Raw genomic sequence first — 17,764 nt, forward strand, 5'->3', positions numbered from 1 at the left:
ACAAGCAGACCCACGGCGGTGTAGCCAAAGGCTGCTTGTCCGGATGCACCCACAGCGGCGAACGCTGCTCCGGTAGCGATGAGTGGCGCGGCCACCAGATAGAACGGTTTAGCTGTCTTGCCCATGTGATCCCCCTTTTTCGAATAATTCTTGTACCACACAAGCCCGCCGACATGCGCGGGCATGGAGAGCTATTGCCATGACGAAAGAAGAACTGGCCACCCTGCCCGAGAAAGTGCGTATTGCCACCGAGGCTGGCAAAGCGGCAGCAGCGGCCTGCACCAATGATGGCGGCAGCGCCAACCTCGACCGCGTTGTCATTCCCGTTCCAGGACTTCGCGCCAGCCAGCTGCCCAGCCTGCCGGGCTACGTGCAGAAGAAGAGCCGCTACCACCAGCAGGGCGTCCATCTGGACACGCCTTGGCCAGGCATCGGCAATCAGCACAGCGCCGGCGTACAGGCGATGCATAAGTCGCTTAAGGACCAGGGCGTCAACTGCTACGTCTACTACCAGGTCGATTGACCATCAGCTGCCGCCACCGGCGGCGTGGAGACCACCCCATGGAAATCAACGAATCCGGCGACGTCGACAAGGTCACCGAAAAGCTGATGGCCGAGCTTATCGGCTGCTCAAAACGCTCCCTGGAACATCGACGCTTGGACGGGAAGATTCCCGAGGGCGTCTGGATGAAGCACGGCGGCCGAATCATCTATAGCAAGAAGAGGTATGACGAATGGCTGGAAAGCCAATGGGTTTACCCCGCGGGGTCGAGATCTTCCGCAACGCAATCCGGATTCGTTTCACATGGGACGGTATCCGTCGATGCGAAACGTTGCCCTATCCCCCGACACAAAAAGGCATCAAGGCTGCATCCAACCTTCGCGATCAGGTAACCAGCCTTAACAAACTTGGCCTCCTGGACCAAGAGAAATACGCTGAGCTCTTCCCTGGCTCGCAGACCGTGGTCGGAGGGAAGCCGACTTTCGGCGAGTACGCCCAGCTCTGGCTGGATAGTCGAGAAATCACGCAGGGGACCCATAACAATTACAAGAGCGCCCTCAACCTCTACTGGATCCCCCGCCTAGCGCTGGTCCGCGTCGACCTGATCACCACCACGCTGTTACGACGGGTCATCACGGAAACGGAGTGGACCTCGGCGAACGTGAAACGCAACGCTATCACCAGGTTGTCGACGATCCTGTCCGCTGCCACCCGAGAGGGTCTGCTGGCCAAGAATCCTGCCGAACTGATCGAGCTTCCGAAGCGTTCGAGGAAAGAGATCGACCCCTTCACCTTGGCCGAAGCCAACACCATCATCAGAAAACTGTATGAACACAAGCATTGGCCGAGCCTGATTTACGCGGCACTGTTCGAGTTCATGTTCTTCACTGGGTTGCGCCTGTCGGAAGCACTGGCGGTCCGCTGGGATGTGATCGACATGACCAAGCGGACGGTGCATGTCAGGAGGACGGTCGCCCTGGGTGAGGTTGAGGAGCGAACGAAAACCGGCAGGGATCGCTTCGTGCTCCTGAACGATCGGGCCTTGCGAGCTATCCAGTTCGCCAGGCTTTACGCAGAGCGCCGCAAGGATGGCAAGGGAGCGGTGACCGCCACGCCGTTCGTATTTCCGCCGTCGAAGAACGCCGAATATGTGAAGCAGACGTCTGACCTGCACAAACAGTGGGTACCAGTCCTGCGTGAGCTGGGTATTCGCCGTCGCCCCCCGTACAACTGCCGTCATACCTATGCGACAATATGCTTAATGTCCGGGCTCAATCCCGCATTTATCGCCCAACAGCTGGGTCACAGCGTTCAAATGCTGCTGTCGACTTATGCCCGTTGGCTCAACTCAAGCTCCGACTGGAGCGAGCTGGAAAAACTCAAAATTGGTATCAATTCGGTATCAGGTTGAAATCCGGCCCTGTAAGTGACTGATAGGTTAGCCCTTTGATCTCTACCGCCAACATCACCATGCAGTTCGGCTCCAAGCCCCTGTTCGAGAACGTCTCCGTCAAATTCAACAACGGCAACCGCTACGGCCTGATCGGCGCCAACGGTTGCGGCAAGTCGACCTTCATGAAAATCCTGGGCGGCGATCTGGAGCCCAGCGCCGGCCAGGTGATGCTCGAGCCCAACACGCGCCTGGGCAAGCTGCGTCAGGATCAGTTCGCCTATGAACAGTTCAGTGTCATCGACACAGTGATCATGGGCCACAGCCAGCTGTGGAAGGTCAAGGCCGAACGCGACCGCATCTACTCGCTGCCGGAAATGACCGAGGAAGACGGCATGGCCGTCGCCGAGCTGGAAACCGAGTTCGCTGAAATGGACGGCTACACCGCCGAATCGCGTGCCGGCGAACTGCTGCTGGGCCTGGGTATTGCGCTGGAGCAGCATTTCGGTCCGATGAGCGAAGTGGCGCCGGGCTGGAAGCTGCGCGTGCTGCTGGCCCAGGCGCTGTTCTCCGATCCGGACGTGCTGCTGCTCGACGAGCCGACCAACCACCTGGACATCAACACCATCCGCTGGCTGGAAAACGTGCTCACTGCGCGCAACAGCACCATGGTGATCATTTCCCACGACCGTCACTTCCTCAACAGCGTCTGCACCCACATGGCCGACCTGGACTACGGTGAACTGCGTCTGTTCCCAGGCAACTACGACGAGTACATGACCGCAGCCACCCAGGCCCGCGAACAGTTGCTCTCGGACAACGCCAAGAAGAAAGCGCAGATCGCCGAGCTGCAGACCTTCGTCAGCCGCTTCTCGGCCAACGCCTCGAAGGCCAAGCAGGCCACTTCCCGGGCCAAGCAGATCGACAAGATCCAGCTTGCCGAGGTCAAGCCCTCCAGCCGGGTCAGTCCGTTCATCCGCTTCGAGCAGACCAAGAAACTGCACCGTCAGGCCGTGGTCGTGGAAAAAATGGCCAAGGCCTTCGACGACAAGGTGCTGTTCAAGAACTTCGACATCACCGTCGAAGCCGGCGAGCGCGTGGCGATCATCGGCCCCAACGGCATCGGCAAGACCACGCTGCTGCGCACCCTGGTCGGTGAACTGCAGCCCGACGCGGGTTCGGTCAAATGGACCGACAGCGCCGAGGTGGGTTACTACGCGCAGGATCATGCCCACGACTTCGAAGACGACGTGACCCTGTTCGACTGGATGGGTCAGTGGACCAGCGGCGAGCAGGTCATCCGTGGCACGCTCGGCCGCATGCTGTTCTCCAACGACGAGATTCTCAAGTCGGTCAAAGTGATTTCCGGTGGTGAGCAAGGCCGTATGCTGTTCGGCAAGCTGACCCTGCAGAAGCCTAACGTGCTGGTGATGGACGAGCCGACCAACCACTTGGACATGGAATCCATCGAGGCGCTGAACCTGGCGCTGGAGAACTATCCGGGCACCCTGCTGTTCGTCAGCCATGACCGCGAGTTCGTATCCTCGCTGGCTACGCGCATCATCGAGCTGTCGGCCGATGGCGTGATCGACTTCAGCGGCACTTACGATGACTACCTGCGTAGTCAGGGTGTGGTGTTCTAAGTCCTCACGGACGATGCACTAAGGGCTGCCTGGCAGCCCTTTTTTGCGAGCGCTGTTCAGCTGGGTTGCAGGGCGCCTGCCGGAAGGCGAATCCTGAATTGCGCCCCGCCCAAGGCGGACTGCGCCGCCGTCAGGGTTCCGCCCTGCCCCTCGATGGCTCGACGGCTGATCGCCAAGCCCAGGCCGAAGCCACCGGTACTGCGGTCTCGGCTGCGATCCAGACGATAGAACGGCTGGAAAATTCGCTCGCGTTCTTCGGGCGGAATGCCGATGCCATCGTCCTCGACCGTCAGCAGACAGGCCCGGTCGGCTTCCTGGGTCAGGCGCAGCAGCAGGCGTCGGTCGCAGTAGCGCATGGCGTTGCGCACCAGATTCTGTACCGCCCGCGCTGTCAGCCGCGGATCGAGCACGAAGCGCGGCAGCCCCTCATCGGCGTGCACCTCCCATTGGACGCCGCGCCCGTCGAGCTCTTCGGCGAAACCCCCGATCACGCTGTCGACCAGTTCGACCAGCGAAACCTCCACCCGCTCGCGCACCTGCTCGGCGTTGTCCAGCCGGCTGTAGGACAAAAGCTCCAGCACCAGTTCGTCCAGCTCGCGCACATGCCCGACCAGTTCCAGCAGACGCTTGCGACTGGCGGCGGGCACCTCGTCGAACAGCAGTACCAGCCCGAAGTCCAGCCGGGTCAACGGCGTACGTAGCTCGTGAGAGACGGCATCGAGCAGCTCGCGCTGCTGCCTGACCTGGCGCTCCAGGTCGCCAGCCATGGTGTCGAACACCCCCGCCAGCTCGCCGATGTTGGAGCGCGGGGAAATCTGCGTGCGCTCGGACATCTCGCCGCGCCCCAGGCGTCGGGCGGTGTCCTTGAGCCGCTCCAGGTCACGCCAGTGCGGCCAGACCCACAGCAGCAGGCAGCCGAGCATGGCCGCGCCGATCAGTACCGTCACGCCCCACGACAACACGTTGATGTCCAGCGGGTCCGGTGGCGAGTTCAGACGCACGAACCAATTGCGATCCAGCGGCGCCATGATGGTCTGGTAATAACCCCAGTCCGCCAGGCGCAGGGCGTGCTGCCCGCGTTCCAGGCGTGCGCGCTCGGCTGGCTTGAGATCCGGGTCGTCCATGCGCAGCAGTTGCACCTGCAAGGGTGCGAACGCGGCAGCCAGTTCCTGCTCCACCTGCGGCCAGCGTGACTGAGGCGCCTGCTGGAATTGACGGACGATCAGCGATTGCACACCACGGGTCTGATCCAGGTTGTAGGCCATGAAACGATCGCGGAACGCACCGACGATGGCATCGGGAATCAGCAGCAGCGCGCCGGCGTAGGCGACGATGATCAGCAGGTAGAGTCGTACCAGGAACTTGAGCATGGCGGCTCAGTACTCCCACTCGACCCGGCTGAACAAGTAACCCTTGCCCCACACAGTCTTGATCTTGCGTGCTTCGCCGGCGTGATCGTCGAACTTGCGCCGCAGCTTGGAGATCGCCACGTCCACGGAGCGGTCGGTGCCGTTGAACTCGATACCACGCAGCTGCTGCAGGATACGGTCGCGACTGAGCACCTCGCCGGCATTGCGCGCCAGCACCACCAGCAGGTTGTACTCACCACTGGACAACTCGACCTCGGCGCCGCGCCAACTGACTGTTCGCTCGGCCAGATCGATGCTCAGTCCACCGATTTCGATCAGCTCGTGGTCCAGGCGCGGCTCGCCCACGCTGCTACGGCGCAGCAAAGTGCGTACACGGGCCAGCAACACTCGTGGCTCGCACGGCTTGTTGACGTAGTCATCGGCACCCATCTCCAGGCCCAATACCTGATCATGGCTGTCGTCGCGAGCGGTGAGCATGAGGATGGGCAGGCTCTGCGACTCCTGGCGCAGCAGGCGACAGACCTGCAATCCATCCAGGCCCGGCAGCATCAGGTCGAGCACCACCAGGTCCGGACGCTGGCGGCGGAACTCCTCGAGCACGTGGTCGCCACGGGCGATCACCCGGACATGGAAATCGTTGCGTTGCAGGTAGCTGGCGATCAGCTCCGACAGCGCGCTGTCGTCTTCGACCAAGAGTATGTTGGGCATGGGCGCTTGAGGGTCATCAGAGTGAAAAGGCCGACACGGCCCGTTGCCCGCAGGATATAGAATCCTACGCAGCGCACAGCACGCTCCTTACACTTTTTCACACACGACCTACATAGCTTAACAGCACGCACGCGAACGGCTGCCGTAGCATAGGCACGATCCTATCTGGAAGATCCGTATGTCTATTCCCTTCTTCAAGCGCCGTCTGGCGCTTTTGACCGTGCTGGGCTTGGTCCTAGCCGGTTGCGACGACGCCAACGATCAGGAAACCGACGCGCCGGCGCCTCAGGTGCGGGTCGAGACCGTGCAGCCGCAGGCCCTGGCCATCAGCACCGAACTGAGCGGGCGTATTCTGGCGCCCAGGACGGCCGAGGTACGCGCCCGCGTCGCCGGCGTGGTGCTCAAGCGGGTGTATCGCGAAGGCAGCGACGTCAAGCAAGGCGATGCGCTGTTCCTGATCGACCCGGCACCGTTCAAGGCCGATCACGACAGCGCTCGCGCTGCCCTCGCCCGCGCCGAGGCTACCTTGTACCAGGCGCGGCTTCAGGAGCAGCGCTACCGGCAGTTGGTCGAAGAAAATGCCGTGAGCCGTCAGGAATACGACAACGCCCGTGCCGCCTTCCTGCAGGGCGGTGCCCAGGTGGCCGAGGCCAAGGCAGCCCTGGAGCGTGCGCGACTGAACTTGGGCTACGCCACGGTCACCGCACCGATTTCCGGTCGCATCGGCCGCGCGCGGGTCACCGAGGGCGCTCTGGTCGGACAGAGCGAGGCCACCGAGATGGCCGTCATCCAGCAACTCGACCCGATCCATGCCGACGTCACCCAGTCGACCCGCGACCTCAGTGCCTTGCGCCGCGCCCTGCGCGCAGGCGAACTGCAGCAGGTCGGCCCCGACCAGGCCCGCGCCACGCTGATTCAGGACGACGGCAGTGCCTACCCGCTGCCGGGCAAGCTGTTGTTCTCCGATATCAGCGTCGACCCGAGCACCAACCAGATTACCTTGCGCAGCGAGTTCCCCAATCCAGACCTGGACCTGCTGCCCGGCAGCTACGTGCGCGTGCGACTGGAGCAGGCGGTACAGCCCAAGGGCCTGAGCGTGCCGCAGCGGGCGATTCTGCGCGACAGCGCCGGCGTACCCAAGGTGCTGGTGGTCGATGACCAGCAGCGTATCGACGAGCGCCAGGTGGTCCTGGGCAGTGCCCAGGGTGACCGCTGGATCGTCAGCGAAGGGCTGACGCCTGGCGAACGCGTGGTGGTCGAGGGCCTGCAGCACGTCAAGGTCGGAGATCAAGTGCAAGTCGACGCCGACAAGTCCGCTCAACCCCTCGTCAAGCACACCGGCCAGTGAGGGCCTGACCCATGCCGCAGTTCTTCATCGACCGCCCGATCTTCGCTTGGGTGGTCGCCTTGTTCATCCTGCTCGCCGGCGCGCTGGCCATTCCGCAGTTGCCGGTCGCCCAGTATCCCGACGTCGCGCCGCCGCAGGTGGAAATCTACGCCGTGTACCCAGGCGCCTCGGCGCAGACCATGGATGAGAGCGTGGTCAGCGTTATCGAGCAGGAGCTCAATGGCGCCGACAATCTGCTGTATTTCGAATCCCAGAGCAGCCTGGGCAACGCCACCATCACCGCCACCTTCGAGCCCGGCACGGTGCCCGACCTGGCTCAGGTCGATGTGCAGAACCGTCTGAAAGTGGTCGAGTCGCGTCTGCCCCGACCGGTCACTCAGCAAGGCCTGCAAGTGGAGAAAGTCTCCACTGGCTTTCTGTTGCTCGGCACCCTCACCTCCGAAGACGGCAGCTACGACGAAATCGCCCTGAGCGATCTGCTGGCGCGCAACGTCATGAACGAGATCCGCCGCATAAAGGGTGTCGGCAAGGCCCAGCTCTATGGCTCGGAACGGGCCATGCGGATCTGGATCGATCCGGCCAAGCTGGTCGGCTTCGCCCTCACGCCTCAGGACGTGGCCAGCGCCATTACGGCGCAGAATGCGCAGGTGGCGCCTGGCAGCATCGGCGATCTGCCCACCCGGCCGACCCAGGAAATCACCGCCAACGTGGTGGTCAAAGGTCAGCTCAGCACGCCAGAAGAGTTCGCCGCCATCGTGCTGCGGGCCAATCCCGACGGCTCGGTGGTCACCGTTGGCGATGTCGCTCGCGTCGAGATCGGCGCCCAGGAGTACCAATACGGCACGCGCCTGAACGGCAAGGCGACCAGCGCGTTCAGCGTCAAGCTGTCCCCGGGGGCCAACGCCATGGAAACGGCCACGCTGGTGCGGCAGAAGATGGACGAGCTGTCGCGCTACTTCCCTGCCGGGGTCAAATACGACATCCCTTACGACACCTCGCCGTTCGTCAAGGTCTCGATCAAGCAGGTGATCAGCACTCTATTCGAAGCGATGCTGCTGGTGTTCGCGGTGATGTTCCTGTTCCTGCAGAACATCCGTTACACCCTGATCCCCACCCTTGTCGTGCCAGTCGCACTCATGGGCACCTTCGCCGTGATGCTCGCGCTGGGTTTCTCGGTCAATGTGCTGACCCTGTTCGGCATGGTGCTGGCCATCGGCATTCTGGTCGATGATGCCATCGTGGTGGTGGAAAACGTCGAGCGGATCATGGCCGAGGAAGGTCTAGGTCCCAAGGAGGCGACGCGCAAGGCGATGGGGCAGATCAGCGGCGCGATCATCGGCATCACCCTGGTGCTGGTGGCCGTATTCCTGCCCATGGCATTCATGAAAGGCTCGGTGGGCGTGATCTACCAGCAATTTTCGCTGTCGATGGCGGTGTCGATCCTGTTCTCCGCTTTCCTGGCGCTGAGCCTCACGCCCGCCTTGTGCGCGACCCTGCTCAAGCCCATCGCCAAAGGCGAGCATCATGAGCGTAAAGGCTTCTTCGGCTGGTTCAATCGCCGCTTCGAGGGCATGAGCCAGGGATACCAGCGCTGGGTCGCCCACGCCCTGGCCCGCAGTGGCCGCTACCTGCTGCTGTACGGTTTGCTGGTGGCGGTGCTGGGCTACGGCTTCAGCCAGTTACCCAGCGCCTTCCTGCCCACCGAGGACCAGGGTTACACCATCACCGACATCCAGTTGCCCCCAGGGGCAAGCCGCATGCGTACCGAACAGGTCGCCGCGCAGATCGAAGCCCACAACGCCCAGGAACCGGGCGTGGGCAACACCACGATGATCCTCGGCTTCAGCTTCTCGGGCACTGGCCAGAACGCGGCGCTGGCCTTCACCACGCTCAAGGACTGGTCCGAGCGTGGCGCCGACGAAAGCGCTCAGTCGATCGCCGATCGCGCGACCATCGCGTTCTCGGCGCTCAAGGATGCCGTGGCCTACTCGGTGCTGCCGCCGCCGGTGGACGGACTGGGCGAGTCGACCGGCTTCGAGTTCCGCCTGCAGGACCGCGGCGGCATGGGCCATGCCGGTCTCATGGCGGCCCGCGACGAGCTGCTGGCCCAGGCACGCAAGAGCAAGGTGCTGACCAACGTACGTGAGGCATCGTTGGCCGAGAGCCCGCAGGTGCAACTGGAAGTGGACCGCCGTCAGGCCAATGCGCTGGGTGTGTCTTTCGCCGACATCGGCGCCGTGCTCGACACTTCCGTGGGCTCGAACTACGTCAACGACTTCCCCAACCAGGGCCGCATGCAACGCGTGGTGGTTCAAGCCGAGGGCGATCAACGCAGCCAGGTCGAGGATCTGCTGAAGATCCACGTGCGCAACGCCAGCGGCAAGATGGTGCCGCTCGGCGCTTTCGTGCAGGCACGCTGGCTCAGCGGCCCGGTGCAACTGACGCGCTACAACGGTTACCCGGCGGTGTCGATTTCCGGTGAGCCAGCAGCAGGCCACAGCTCGGGCGAGGCAATGGCGGAAATCCAGCGCCTGGTCGATGCCCTACCCGCCGGCAGTGCACTTGAGTGGACCGGCCTGTCCTTGCAGGAGCGCTTGTCCGGTAGCCAGGCACCTGTACTGTTGGCCCTGTCGCTGCTGGTGGTGTTCCTGTGCCTGGCAGCACTCTACGAGAGCTGGTCGATCCCTACGGCGGTGCTGCTGGTGGTGCCGTTGGGCGTATTGGGTGCGGTGCTGGCGGTGACCCTGCGCGGCATGCCCAACGACGTCTTCTTCAAAGTCGGCCTGATCACCCTGATCGGTCTGTCGGCGAAGAATGCCATCCTGATCATCGAGTTCGCCAAGAGCTTGGTCGATCAAGGCGTGGACGCCGCCGATGCGGCCATGCAGGCCGCCAAGCTGCGACTGCGCCCCATCGTCATGACCTCGCTGGCGTTCATCCTCGGCGTGGTGCCGCTGGCCATTGCCAGCGGTGCCAGCTCGGCCAGCCAGCAAGCCATTGGCACCGGCGTGATAGGCGGCATGCTCAGTGCGACCCTGGCCGTGGTGTTCGTGCCGGTGTTCTTCGTGGTGGTCATGCGTATTGCCGGTCACCGCAGCGCCAAGCCGGACGCCTGACTGGACAAGCCAGGCGTTGAATGAGAGGGTTCCGGGCAGTCACTGTCCGGAGCCCTTTTCAATGCCTGCTGCCCTGCCCCCCTGTTCCGTTCTGATCCTCGCCGGAGGCCGTGGCCAGCGCATGGGCGGGCGTGACAAGGGCTTGCTGCCTTGGCGTGGCGAACCGCTGGTGGCGCACATACAGCGTGTGGTCAGACCGCTCACCGATGACCTGGTGATCTCGTGCAACCGCAACCAGCAGGTCTATGCCGGCTTCGCCGACTGCTGCGTGGGCGATGAAGACAGGGATTATCCAGGACCGCTCGCCGGCGTGATCGCCGGCCTGCAGGTGGCGCGTCATGAGTGGGTGGTGGTGCTGGCGTGTGATTCGCCGCTGATTGACCGTGAATTGATCGACGCCCTGCGCCAGCTCGCGGCTGCCGAAGAGGCCACCGCGATGGTGCGTCAGAGCGGGTATTGGCAGCCGATGTTCAGCGTCTTGCCTCGGCGGCTCAAGCCTGTGCTTGAACAGGCCTGGCAGGACGGCGAGCGGAGCTTGCAGAAAGCGCTATCGCACCAACACCTAAGTGCACTGGAATGTGCTGCCGACGACCGCAGGTTAAGCAATTTCAACAGTCCGGCGCTGTTGGATCCCTAGCAGCAACTCGTCAGTCAGCACCCTTCTTCGGTCGTTTATCCTTTTCACGGGCAGCTTTCTGGGCGGTGGAGTCATGAGACGTGCCCGACGAACCATCCGGCCGCCGCGCATCGTTGTCACGCTCCTGTTCACCGTGGCTCTTCTGCGAATCTGATTGCTTCATGGTGCGCTCCTAACCTTTGCTGTGCTCTGGGGACGACGGGCCCGTCCCGCGTTTGATTCCACGTGGGCCCGCCACGCCCCAGATCGCCAGCCCGACGACCGGCAAGACCAACAGAATCAGCGCCCACATAGCCTTGGTGGCGTCGGCTTTATCACTCCGGTATACGCTGACGATCGCCCAGAGATCAATCAATAGGACGATCACCGCAAAAGCGATCCAGAAATACGTCGCAAAATCGTTCATCACCGCTCTCCTGTCATACGCATCCACCTACGGTGCAGGCGGTGGTACAGCGCTCATTCAGAGGAAGCCGAGGAGCGCGGCAGAGTTCAACGCAACTCATCTCCACATGATCAGTGGAGGCAAAGGGCGTCATGCTGAACCAATAGCGATCGGCAGACGTCCACCGCCAAATCACCTGCGAGCCAAGATCATGAACCACGACCCCGTCGCTACTGCTTTGCAATACTTCAAGGACCATCGCTTGATGCTCACAACCGCCGAGTCCTGCACCGCCGGAGCCATGGTCACGCTGCTGGCCACATTACCTGGGGCTGGTGAGGTGCTGGAAAGCGGCTACGTCGTATATTCGCCCAGCGCCAAGCGCCGCCTGTTGGGCGTCAGCCCCGAGACGATCGAGCGTTATGGTCTGACCAGCGAGGCCGTGGCGTGGGAGATGGCGCTCGGTGCGTTGAAGGACAGTGACGCCAGCGTGGCCATAGCCACCACTGGGGTGGCCGGGCCGGCTCCGCAGCCTGGCGTTTCACCGGGTACGATGTGCTTCGCCTGGGCGTTTGCCGGTCACCCCGTTGCAGTGTTTACCCGCAGCCAGCGTTTTTTCGGCGAACGCGCAGCGGTCATGCATGAAGGTGCGATCTATGGGCTGTCTCGGGTGGCTCACTATCATCAGCGTTGGTTGCGCGGTGAACGGGCTTGACGCCAGCGCTGGAAAACTTCTGCACATCCACAAGTGGCGCAACGAACTCGGGGCCCTGCCCCGAAGGCCGCCAGCGCACATCGGACAGCCCATAGCGCTCAGCCATCGGCCGGCTGACCTTCTTGATGGAATGCTGGCCAAACCGGGGAATGATGCCCACGCCCGCGTCGCAGCTTGCCCAGTGCCAAGCTGCGGCATTATCCATACGTTCCAGCCGAATGATGAAAGTCCGGTATTCCCCATGAAGCGCGTACTCGATCACGTACAACTGCTGTCCTGCCATTGGACTCTCCTCATCAGTTCAGGCTAATGGAGCGGGCACTGAATCAAAAAATTCCGTTTTTTTGACTGATTGGTCACTCAATAGCTCAAACGCGTCGTTCAGAACTCCGCAGCCGCACCTTTGGTCCCAAGATTACGACCTACAGCGGAGACACAGCGTGCACGATATCGACTCTCACTCCTGCCAACAGGGCGAACCGCAACGCGACAGCGGTGGCTGGCTGCTGCTCGAGCACTACGCTGCCCTGGGCGATGGCCGATCAGTGGCGCTGATCGGCCTGGATGGTTCGATCGATTGGTGGTGCGTCCCGCACATGGACTCTCCCCCCCTGTTCGATCGGCTGCTGGCCCCCTCCACCGGAGGCTTCTTCGCCGTCACGCCACGCGAACCGTTCCACGTCCAGCGCCGGTATCTACCTGACAGCAATGTGTTGGAAACCCTGTACATCACCGCCAATGGTCGCGCCAGACTCACCGAATCGCTGAACAGCGGCCCGGCCGGTCGCTTGCCCTGGGCTGAGCTGGCCCGCCGTATCGAAGGCGTCGAAGGCGAAGTCGAGTTCGACATCGCCATCGACTTCGGCACCCAGGCCGACACCATCAGCCCCTACCTGACGCCCAACGACAACGGCTGCGTGTTCCACGCCGGTCATATCCTTGGTCTGTTCCTGCATGATGCGCGCACGGAAATCGAGCGCAAGGATGACATGGGCGTGCGCGCCCGCGTGTCGGTCGGCCCAGGCCAGCGCAGCATCGTGGCGTTGATCGCCGGGCACGATGAGCCGCTGGTGGTGCCCCCGTTGAGCCTGATCGATGCGCGCATCGACGGCTCCGACCGGGAATGGCGCCAGTGGTCACAAAGCCTGGTTTACGATGGCCCTTTCAAGGGCCTGGTGGTGCGCAATGCCCTGGCGCTCAAGCTGCTGCTGTCCTCGCCCAGCGGCTCGATCATGGCTGCGGCCACCACCTCGTTGCCCGAGCGCATCGGCGGTGCGAAGAACTACGACTACCGCTTCGCCTGGATCCGTGATGCCGGCTACACCATCGAAGCCTTCCTCGGTATCGGCGCCCAGCCCGAAGCCAAGGCCGCCTTCACCTGGCTGTTGCGGCGGGTGAAAGAACATGGGGCGCAGGTGTTCTACACACTCGACGGTGCGCTGGGCGACTGCACCCGCCCCCTCGACCTGCCCGGCTACAAGCATTCCCCGCCGGTGGTCGGCAACGATGCCCGGGATCAACTGCAGCATGGTGTGTTCGGCGACATCTTCGAGACCGCGCGCTGTTTCATCGACAGCGGCAACATCCTCGATGCCGTCAGCGCCGCCACATTGGCCCACTTGGCCGACCAATGTGCCGACTGCTGGCGCCTACCCGACTCCGGTATCTGGGAATTGCCCGAGCCGCAGCATTACACCATGTCCAAGGTCAGCAGTTGGCAAGCCCTGACCCGAGCCATCGAACTGGCCGATGGCGGTCATCTGCCCACCACCTGCCGCGAGCGCTGGGTGCGCGAGCGGGAGCGTATTCACGTATGGATAGAAACCCACGGCTGGAGCGAGAAGCACCAGGCCTACCTGTTCTACCCCGGCAGCGATCGGCTGGATGCCTCGATCGCCCTGGCAGTGCGCTTCGGCTACCCATCCCGAGCACGTTTGCACAGTACGTTGGAGGCGGTGCAGGAGGCACTGGGTAGCGGCGCCTTCCATTATCGCTACAGTGGAGCCGAGCAAGAGGAAGGGTGTTTTCTCGCTTGCACGTTCTGGCTGATCGAGGCCTGGGCCATACTCGATCAGCGTGGCCGTGCCGAGCAGGCTTACGACCAGGCGCTAGCCGGGCTGGCCCATGGCGTGGGTATCTATTCGGAAATGGTCGACCCAAGTACGGGGCATTATCTGGGCAACCTGCCCCAGGGACTGACTCACCTGGCCGCGTTGCGTGCGGCGTTGGCCATTGGTGGCTACGCCCCCCAGCGCTGAGGCGCGCAGGTCCGGGCGCGCCAGGCAGCGCGCTCGGACGGCACAGTCATTCGGTGGGCGATTCGGTGTCGATCATCGGCGGCACCTTGGCTAACGGAAACGCCCGACGTTGCGTTGCACGCCGCGCGACTGGCCGTGGATCGAGGGGCTCGAGGCGCTGAGCCTGGCCAGTCTCCAGGGCTCGCTGGATTGCGGCGACCACTCTCACATCGCGCCGCCCCTCCTCTCCATCGGGCTCCGGACTCTCGTTGTTGAGGATGCAATCGGAGAAGTAAGCGGTTTCACCAGCGAATTGATCCACAACCGGATTGACGTGGACCCGCGTTTCGCCGTCGATGGTGGCTCGATAGCTGATGGCGACGCCTTCGCCATAGCCGAAACACGGCGACGCCTCGATCTCGCCCTTGGTGCCCAGCAGTTGGAAACGCTCGCTGTCGGGCAAGGTGTAGCTCACGGTGAATTGTGCGAGGCGCTCGTCGGGGAAGCGCAGGCTGACCGTGACGGTGTCCCAGGTATTGATCGATGACCCCGGTGAATGCACGCCGATCGCCGACACCTCGATGGGTTCGGCATTGAACAGCTGACGCACCATGTTCAGCGGGTACGGCCCCATGTCAGGCACAGGGCCGGCCTCGAAACCGCTTTGCGCGCGATGATTGCTGGGTTTGACCCGTTGAGTGAAGATCGACGTGAACAACCGTGGGTCACCGAAGTTACCGGCATGCACGCGCTCGACCATGTCCAGGGTGCCGGGCTCGCAGTGCAGGCGGTAGGCGATCATCAGTTTGGCGCCGGAACGCTGCGCCGCGTCGATCATGGCCTGGCAATCGGCCTCACTGACCCCCATGGGTTTTTCCAGCAGCACGTGAATGCCCGCTTCGAGCGCTGGAACCACGAATTCGCGGTGGCGGAAGTTCGGCGTGGCAACGTACACCGCATCCACTTCACCGCTGCTCAAGAGCGCGGCGTACTCTTCATAGGCATAGGCCTTGAGCGCGTAGCGCTCGGCCAGAAGCCTGGCCTTCTGTGGGTCACCCGTCACCAATGCAGTGATCACCGAGTTATCGGTCTGACCGATACCTGGCATGAACGCACCCTGGGAAATCGAGCCGCCGGCTACCACGCCATAACGGACTTTGCCTGTTGCCTTGGGCATCTTGCCCCTCCTCGTGGTCTGTGACTGTCAAGGAAGTGGGCAAGTGGCGCAGGGCCTGAGTTCCAAAAATCTACCGGGTGGCCCAGGTGAACCTCAGGCCTGCAGACTCACTGATTGATGATCCAAGTCCCATGTTTGCGCGCTTCTTGCGCCAGACGCCGGGCGCGACCCAGCCCCCAGAGCAATGCACGCGTGGTGGTTTCGCCAGGCCTTTGGTCATAGACACGCTCATGGATGCACGCACCGTCAGCTTCGTAGATCCCAATGAACAACTGCGTAGCGCCGGTTCGCGACAATCGCGTCTGTACCTCGAGCAACGTGCCGTCATCGAGGGTTTGCTGGTGAACCTGATGGTTGAGGCCTGGGTCGCACCAGCGCTTGTAGTCATCGCCTCGCTTGAGCATGTCGCGTCCTCCCTGATGTGTATTCGATGGTAGGTCATGCCGATGTGGGGTAGCCCCCTCAAGCACCAGGCGATCTGCTCGAAGGATAGCCTTCCAGACGAGTGCTGGCGATCTGTGCGGACCAACAACATCCCGTGCCTCCCGTGGCGCTGCGACGATCTTCTATTCTCAACCTCAAGGTGACGCGCCTGCTACTCCAATGCAGGCCCTGGCCGGACGTTTTGAACCGACGTCCGGTCAGGCTTCTCGAAGACTCTTCCACCGTTATCGGAGGCGTGCGCGCCTCTCTGGAGCCGACATGAAGATCAACAACCGCCTCAACTGCGCGCTGCTCAGCCTTGGCTGCGCTATGTCCACCGCCAATGCCGCCGATCCACCCAAGGTCGATGTGCTGGTCGTCGGCGGTGGCATCATGAGCTCCACCCTGGCTATCTGGCTCAACGAACTGGAGCCGAGTTGGTCGATGCAGATGATCGAGCGGCTGGACAAGGTCGCCGAGGAAAGCTCCAACGGCTGGAACAACGCCGGCACCGGCCATTCGGCTTTGGCCGAGCTGAACTACACACCGGAGAAAGACGGCAAGATCGATATCACCAAGGCCGTGGAAATCAACGAGTCGTTCCAGATCACCCGACAGTTCCTCGCCTGGCAGGTCAAGCAGGGCGTGCTGAAAAACCCCCGCTCCTTCATCAATTCCACGCCGCACATGAGCTTCGTCTGGGGTGACGACAATATCCGCTTCCTGCGCAAGCGTTACGAAGCGCTGCAGGCCAGCCCCCTGTTCCGGCCGATGCAGTACTCCGAGGATCCCGAGCAGATCCGCAAGTGGGTGCCGCTGATGATGGAGGGTCGCGACCCCGATCAAAAACTGGCGGCGACCTGGACACCCATTGGCACCGACGTCAATTTCGGCGAAATCACCCGCCAGTACGTGGCCTACCTGCAAAGCCGGCCGAACTTCGACCTCAAGCTGTCCAGCGAGGTCCAGGACATTACCCGCAACGACGACGGCTCGTGGCATGTGACGTACAAGAACCTCAAGGACGGCAGCCGCCAGTCGACCAACGCCAAGTTCCTGTTCATCGGCGCGGGCGGTGCCGCGCTGCCGCTGCTGCAGAAGTCAGGCATCGACGAGGCCAAGGACTATGTCGGCTTCCCGGTGGGCGGCTCATTCCTGGTCACCGAGAACCCGGCCATCGCCCTGCGCCACATGGCCAAGGCCTACGGCATCGCCGCCACCGGCGCGCCGCCGATGTCGGTGCCGCACCTGGACACGCGGGTACTGGACGGTAAGCGCATGATCCTGTTCGGGCCGTTCGCGACCTTTTCCACCAAATTCCTCAAGGAAGGCTCGCTGCTCGACCTGTTCGCCAGCATGAGTGTGCACAACACCTGGCCCATGGTTCGCGTCGGGGTCCGTGAGTTCGACCTGGTCAAGTACCTGGTCGGCCAAGTCATGCAGTCCGACGACGATCGTTTCGAAGCCCTGCAGACTTACTTCCCCCATGCCAAGAAGGAAGACTGGCGACTGTGGCAGGCCGGCCAGCGCGTGCAGATCATCAAGAAAGACCCGGACCAGGGCGGTGTACTCAAGCTCGGTACCGAAGTGGTCGCCTCCAAGGACGGCAGCATCGCCGGCCTGCTGGGCGCCTCGCCGGGCGCCTCGACCGCGCCACCGATCATGCTCGACCTGCTCAACCGAGTGTTCAAGGACAAGCTCGCAACACCTGAATGGCAACAGAAAATCAAGCAGATCATCCCGTCCTACGGCCTGCACTTGAACGATCACCCGGATGAGGTCCAGCAGGAGTGGGACTACACCAACGAGGTGCTGCAACTGTCTCCGGCACCGAACATCGACACGCGCCAGGACCCGCGTAACCCGGGCGACATCGATCCTATAGGTCAGAAAAACACCAAAGACACCAATCCAGACCTCAAACCCTGAGTATCGAGACCTTTCCGGCAGACCTCGCACAGGCTGCCGGAGTCCCCTCCAGCCGCTTCTGCGGCTTAGCCAAGCCCGTTCAACGCCAGCCCCTTCAATCAGCGTTCCGGCAAACAGGCTGAACCTTCATCGGATCACGTCAGTCGCTGTTTAGAGACACAGTCCACTGTGCACGACCGTAACC

The 17,764-nt window shown here is 62.7% G+C and carries 16 protein-coding genes and 1 pseudogene; 10 read left to right on the forward strand and 7 right to left on the reverse strand.

Translation table 11 applies throughout. The features are described 5' to 3' along the window. Window positions 1–199 precede the first annotated feature (199 nt). Genes Q7C30_RS01370 through Q7C30_RS01385 form a run of 4 tightly spaced genes read left to right on the forward strand, consistent with a single transcriptional unit; the run spans window position 200 to window position 3,535 of the window. A complete protein-coding gene (locus Q7C30_RS01370) occupies window positions 200–523 on the forward strand; it encodes a hypothetical protein (protein ID WP_317870370.1) in 324 nt (107 codons plus the stop codon). Window positions 524–561: 38 nt separating this feature from the next. Further along, window positions 562–894 (forward strand): hypothetical protein, encoded by a 333-nt coding sequence (locus tag Q7C30_RS01375; RefSeq protein ID WP_317870372.1) that lies wholly within the window; start codon window positions 562–564, stop codon window positions 892–894. Further along, entirely contained in the window at window positions 795–1,913 is a 1,119-nt protein-coding gene (locus tag Q7C30_RS01380; protein ID WP_317870441.1) for a tyrosine-type recombinase/integrase, read from the forward strand. The genes Q7C30_RS01375 and Q7C30_RS01380 overlap by 100 nt, the downstream gene beginning before the upstream one ends. 35 nt (window positions 1,914–1,948) lie before the next feature. Then, window positions 1,949–3,535, forward strand: coding sequence for an ABC-F family ATPase (locus Q7C30_RS01385; RefSeq protein ID WP_317870373.1), 1,587 nt, complete (start codon window positions 1,949–1,951; stop codon window positions 3,533–3,535). 56 nt (window positions 3,536–3,591) lie between these two features. On the opposite strand, the gene Q7C30_RS01390 is transcribed toward Q7C30_RS01385, so the two are convergent. Continuing rightward, window positions 3,592–4,905 (reverse strand): ATP-binding protein, encoded by a 1,314-nt coding sequence (locus tag Q7C30_RS01390; protein ID WP_317870374.1) that lies wholly within the window; start codon window positions 4,903–4,905, stop codon window positions 3,592–3,594. 6 nt (window positions 4,906–4,911) lie between these two features. Next, on the reverse strand, window positions 4,912–5,613 hold the full coding sequence (locus tag Q7C30_RS01395) for a response regulator transcription factor (protein ID WP_317870375.1): 702 nt from the start codon (window positions 5,611–5,613) through the stop codon (window positions 4,912–4,914). A gap of 178 nt (window positions 5,614–5,791) precedes the next feature. Here Q7C30_RS01395 and Q7C30_RS01400 point away from each other — a divergent pair, with 178 nt between their 5' ends. The 3 genes from Q7C30_RS01400 to mobA all read left to right on the forward strand — a co-directional run bounded on the left by Q7C30_RS01400 (window position 5,792) and on the right by mobA (window position 10,714). Beyond that, window positions 5,792–6,961, forward strand: a complete 1,170-nt coding sequence (locus Q7C30_RS01400) for an efflux RND transporter periplasmic adaptor subunit (protein ID WP_317870376.1) — start codon at window positions 5,792–5,794, stop codon at window positions 6,959–6,961. 11 nt (window positions 6,962–6,972) lie between these two features. After that, complete coding sequence (locus Q7C30_RS01405; protein ID WP_317870377.1) at window positions 6,973–10,077, forward strand: multidrug efflux RND transporter permease subunit; 3,105 nt, start codon at window positions 6,973–6,975, stop codon at window positions 10,075–10,077. Between the two features lie 61 nt (window positions 10,078–10,138). Further along, on the forward strand, window positions 10,139–10,714 hold the full coding sequence (gene mobA / locus Q7C30_RS01410) for a molybdenum cofactor guanylyltransferase MobA (RefSeq protein ID WP_317870379.1): 576 nt from the start codon (window positions 10,139–10,141) through the stop codon (window positions 10,712–10,714). A gap of 10 nt (window positions 10,715–10,724) precedes the next feature. Here mobA and Q7C30_RS01415 read toward each other — a convergent pair whose 3' ends face one another. Together Q7C30_RS01415 and Q7C30_RS01420 are read right to left on the reverse strand one after the other, a co-directional pair. Beyond that, the gene (locus Q7C30_RS01415) at window positions 10,725–10,877 is read right to left on the reverse strand and encodes a hypothetical protein (RefSeq protein WP_317870380.1); all 153 of its coding nucleotides are present in this window, start codon (window positions 10,875–10,877) and stop codon (window positions 10,725–10,727) included. A 9-nt stretch (window positions 10,878–10,886) separates the two neighbouring features. Next, complete coding sequence (locus tag Q7C30_RS01420) at window positions 10,887–11,120, reverse strand: PLD nuclease N-terminal domain-containing protein (RefSeq protein ID WP_317870381.1); 234 nt, start codon at window positions 11,118–11,120, stop codon at window positions 10,887–10,889. A gap of 190 nt (window positions 11,121–11,310) precedes the next feature. Here Q7C30_RS01420 and Q7C30_RS01425 point away from each other — a divergent pair, with 190 nt between their 5' ends. After that, window positions 11,311–11,814, forward strand: a complete 504-nt coding sequence (locus tag Q7C30_RS01425) for a CinA family protein (RefSeq protein ID WP_317870382.1) — start codon at window positions 11,311–11,313, stop codon at window positions 11,812–11,814. 4 nt (window positions 11,815–11,818) lie between these two features. Here the strand turns inward: Q7C30_RS01425 and Q7C30_RS01430 are convergent. Then, window positions 11,819–12,097, reverse strand: a pseudogene (locus Q7C30_RS01430) (DUF6555 family protein); the annotation flags it as partial. Window positions 12,098–12,317: 220 nt separating this feature from the next. Here Q7C30_RS01430 and Q7C30_RS01435 point away from each other — a divergent pair. Next, window positions 12,318–14,072 (forward strand): glycoside hydrolase family 15 protein, encoded by a 1,755-nt coding sequence (locus Q7C30_RS01435; protein WP_317870443.1) that lies wholly within the window; start codon window positions 12,318–12,320, stop codon window positions 14,070–14,072. 46 nt (window positions 14,073–14,118) lie between these two features. Here Q7C30_RS01435 and Q7C30_RS01440 read toward each other — a convergent pair whose 3' ends face one another. After that, complete coding sequence (locus Q7C30_RS01440) at window positions 14,119–15,228, reverse strand: Gfo/Idh/MocA family oxidoreductase (protein WP_039577695.1); 1,110 nt, start codon at window positions 15,226–15,228, stop codon at window positions 14,119–14,121. Between the two features lie 107 nt (window positions 15,229–15,335). Further along, window positions 15,336–15,632 (reverse strand): hypothetical protein, encoded by a 297-nt coding sequence (locus tag Q7C30_RS01445; RefSeq protein WP_304484908.1) that lies wholly within the window; start codon window positions 15,630–15,632, stop codon window positions 15,336–15,338. A 298-nt stretch (window positions 15,633–15,930) separates the two neighbouring features. On the opposite strand from Q7C30_RS01445, the gene mqo reads away from it, so the two are divergent. Next, window positions 15,931–17,580, forward strand: coding sequence for a malate dehydrogenase (quinone) (gene mqo / locus Q7C30_RS01450; RefSeq protein WP_317870385.1), 1,650 nt, complete (start codon window positions 15,931–15,933; stop codon window positions 17,578–17,580). The last annotated feature ends 184 nt before the right edge of the window (window positions 17,581–17,764 follow it).

Origin of the sequence: Pseudomonas sp. RAC1, assembly GCF_030658255.1 — a bacterium.
In the GTDB taxonomy this organism is placed as follows: domain Bacteria; phylum Pseudomonadota; class Gammaproteobacteria; order Pseudomonadales; family Pseudomonadaceae; genus Aquipseudomonas; species Aquipseudomonas boreofloridensis.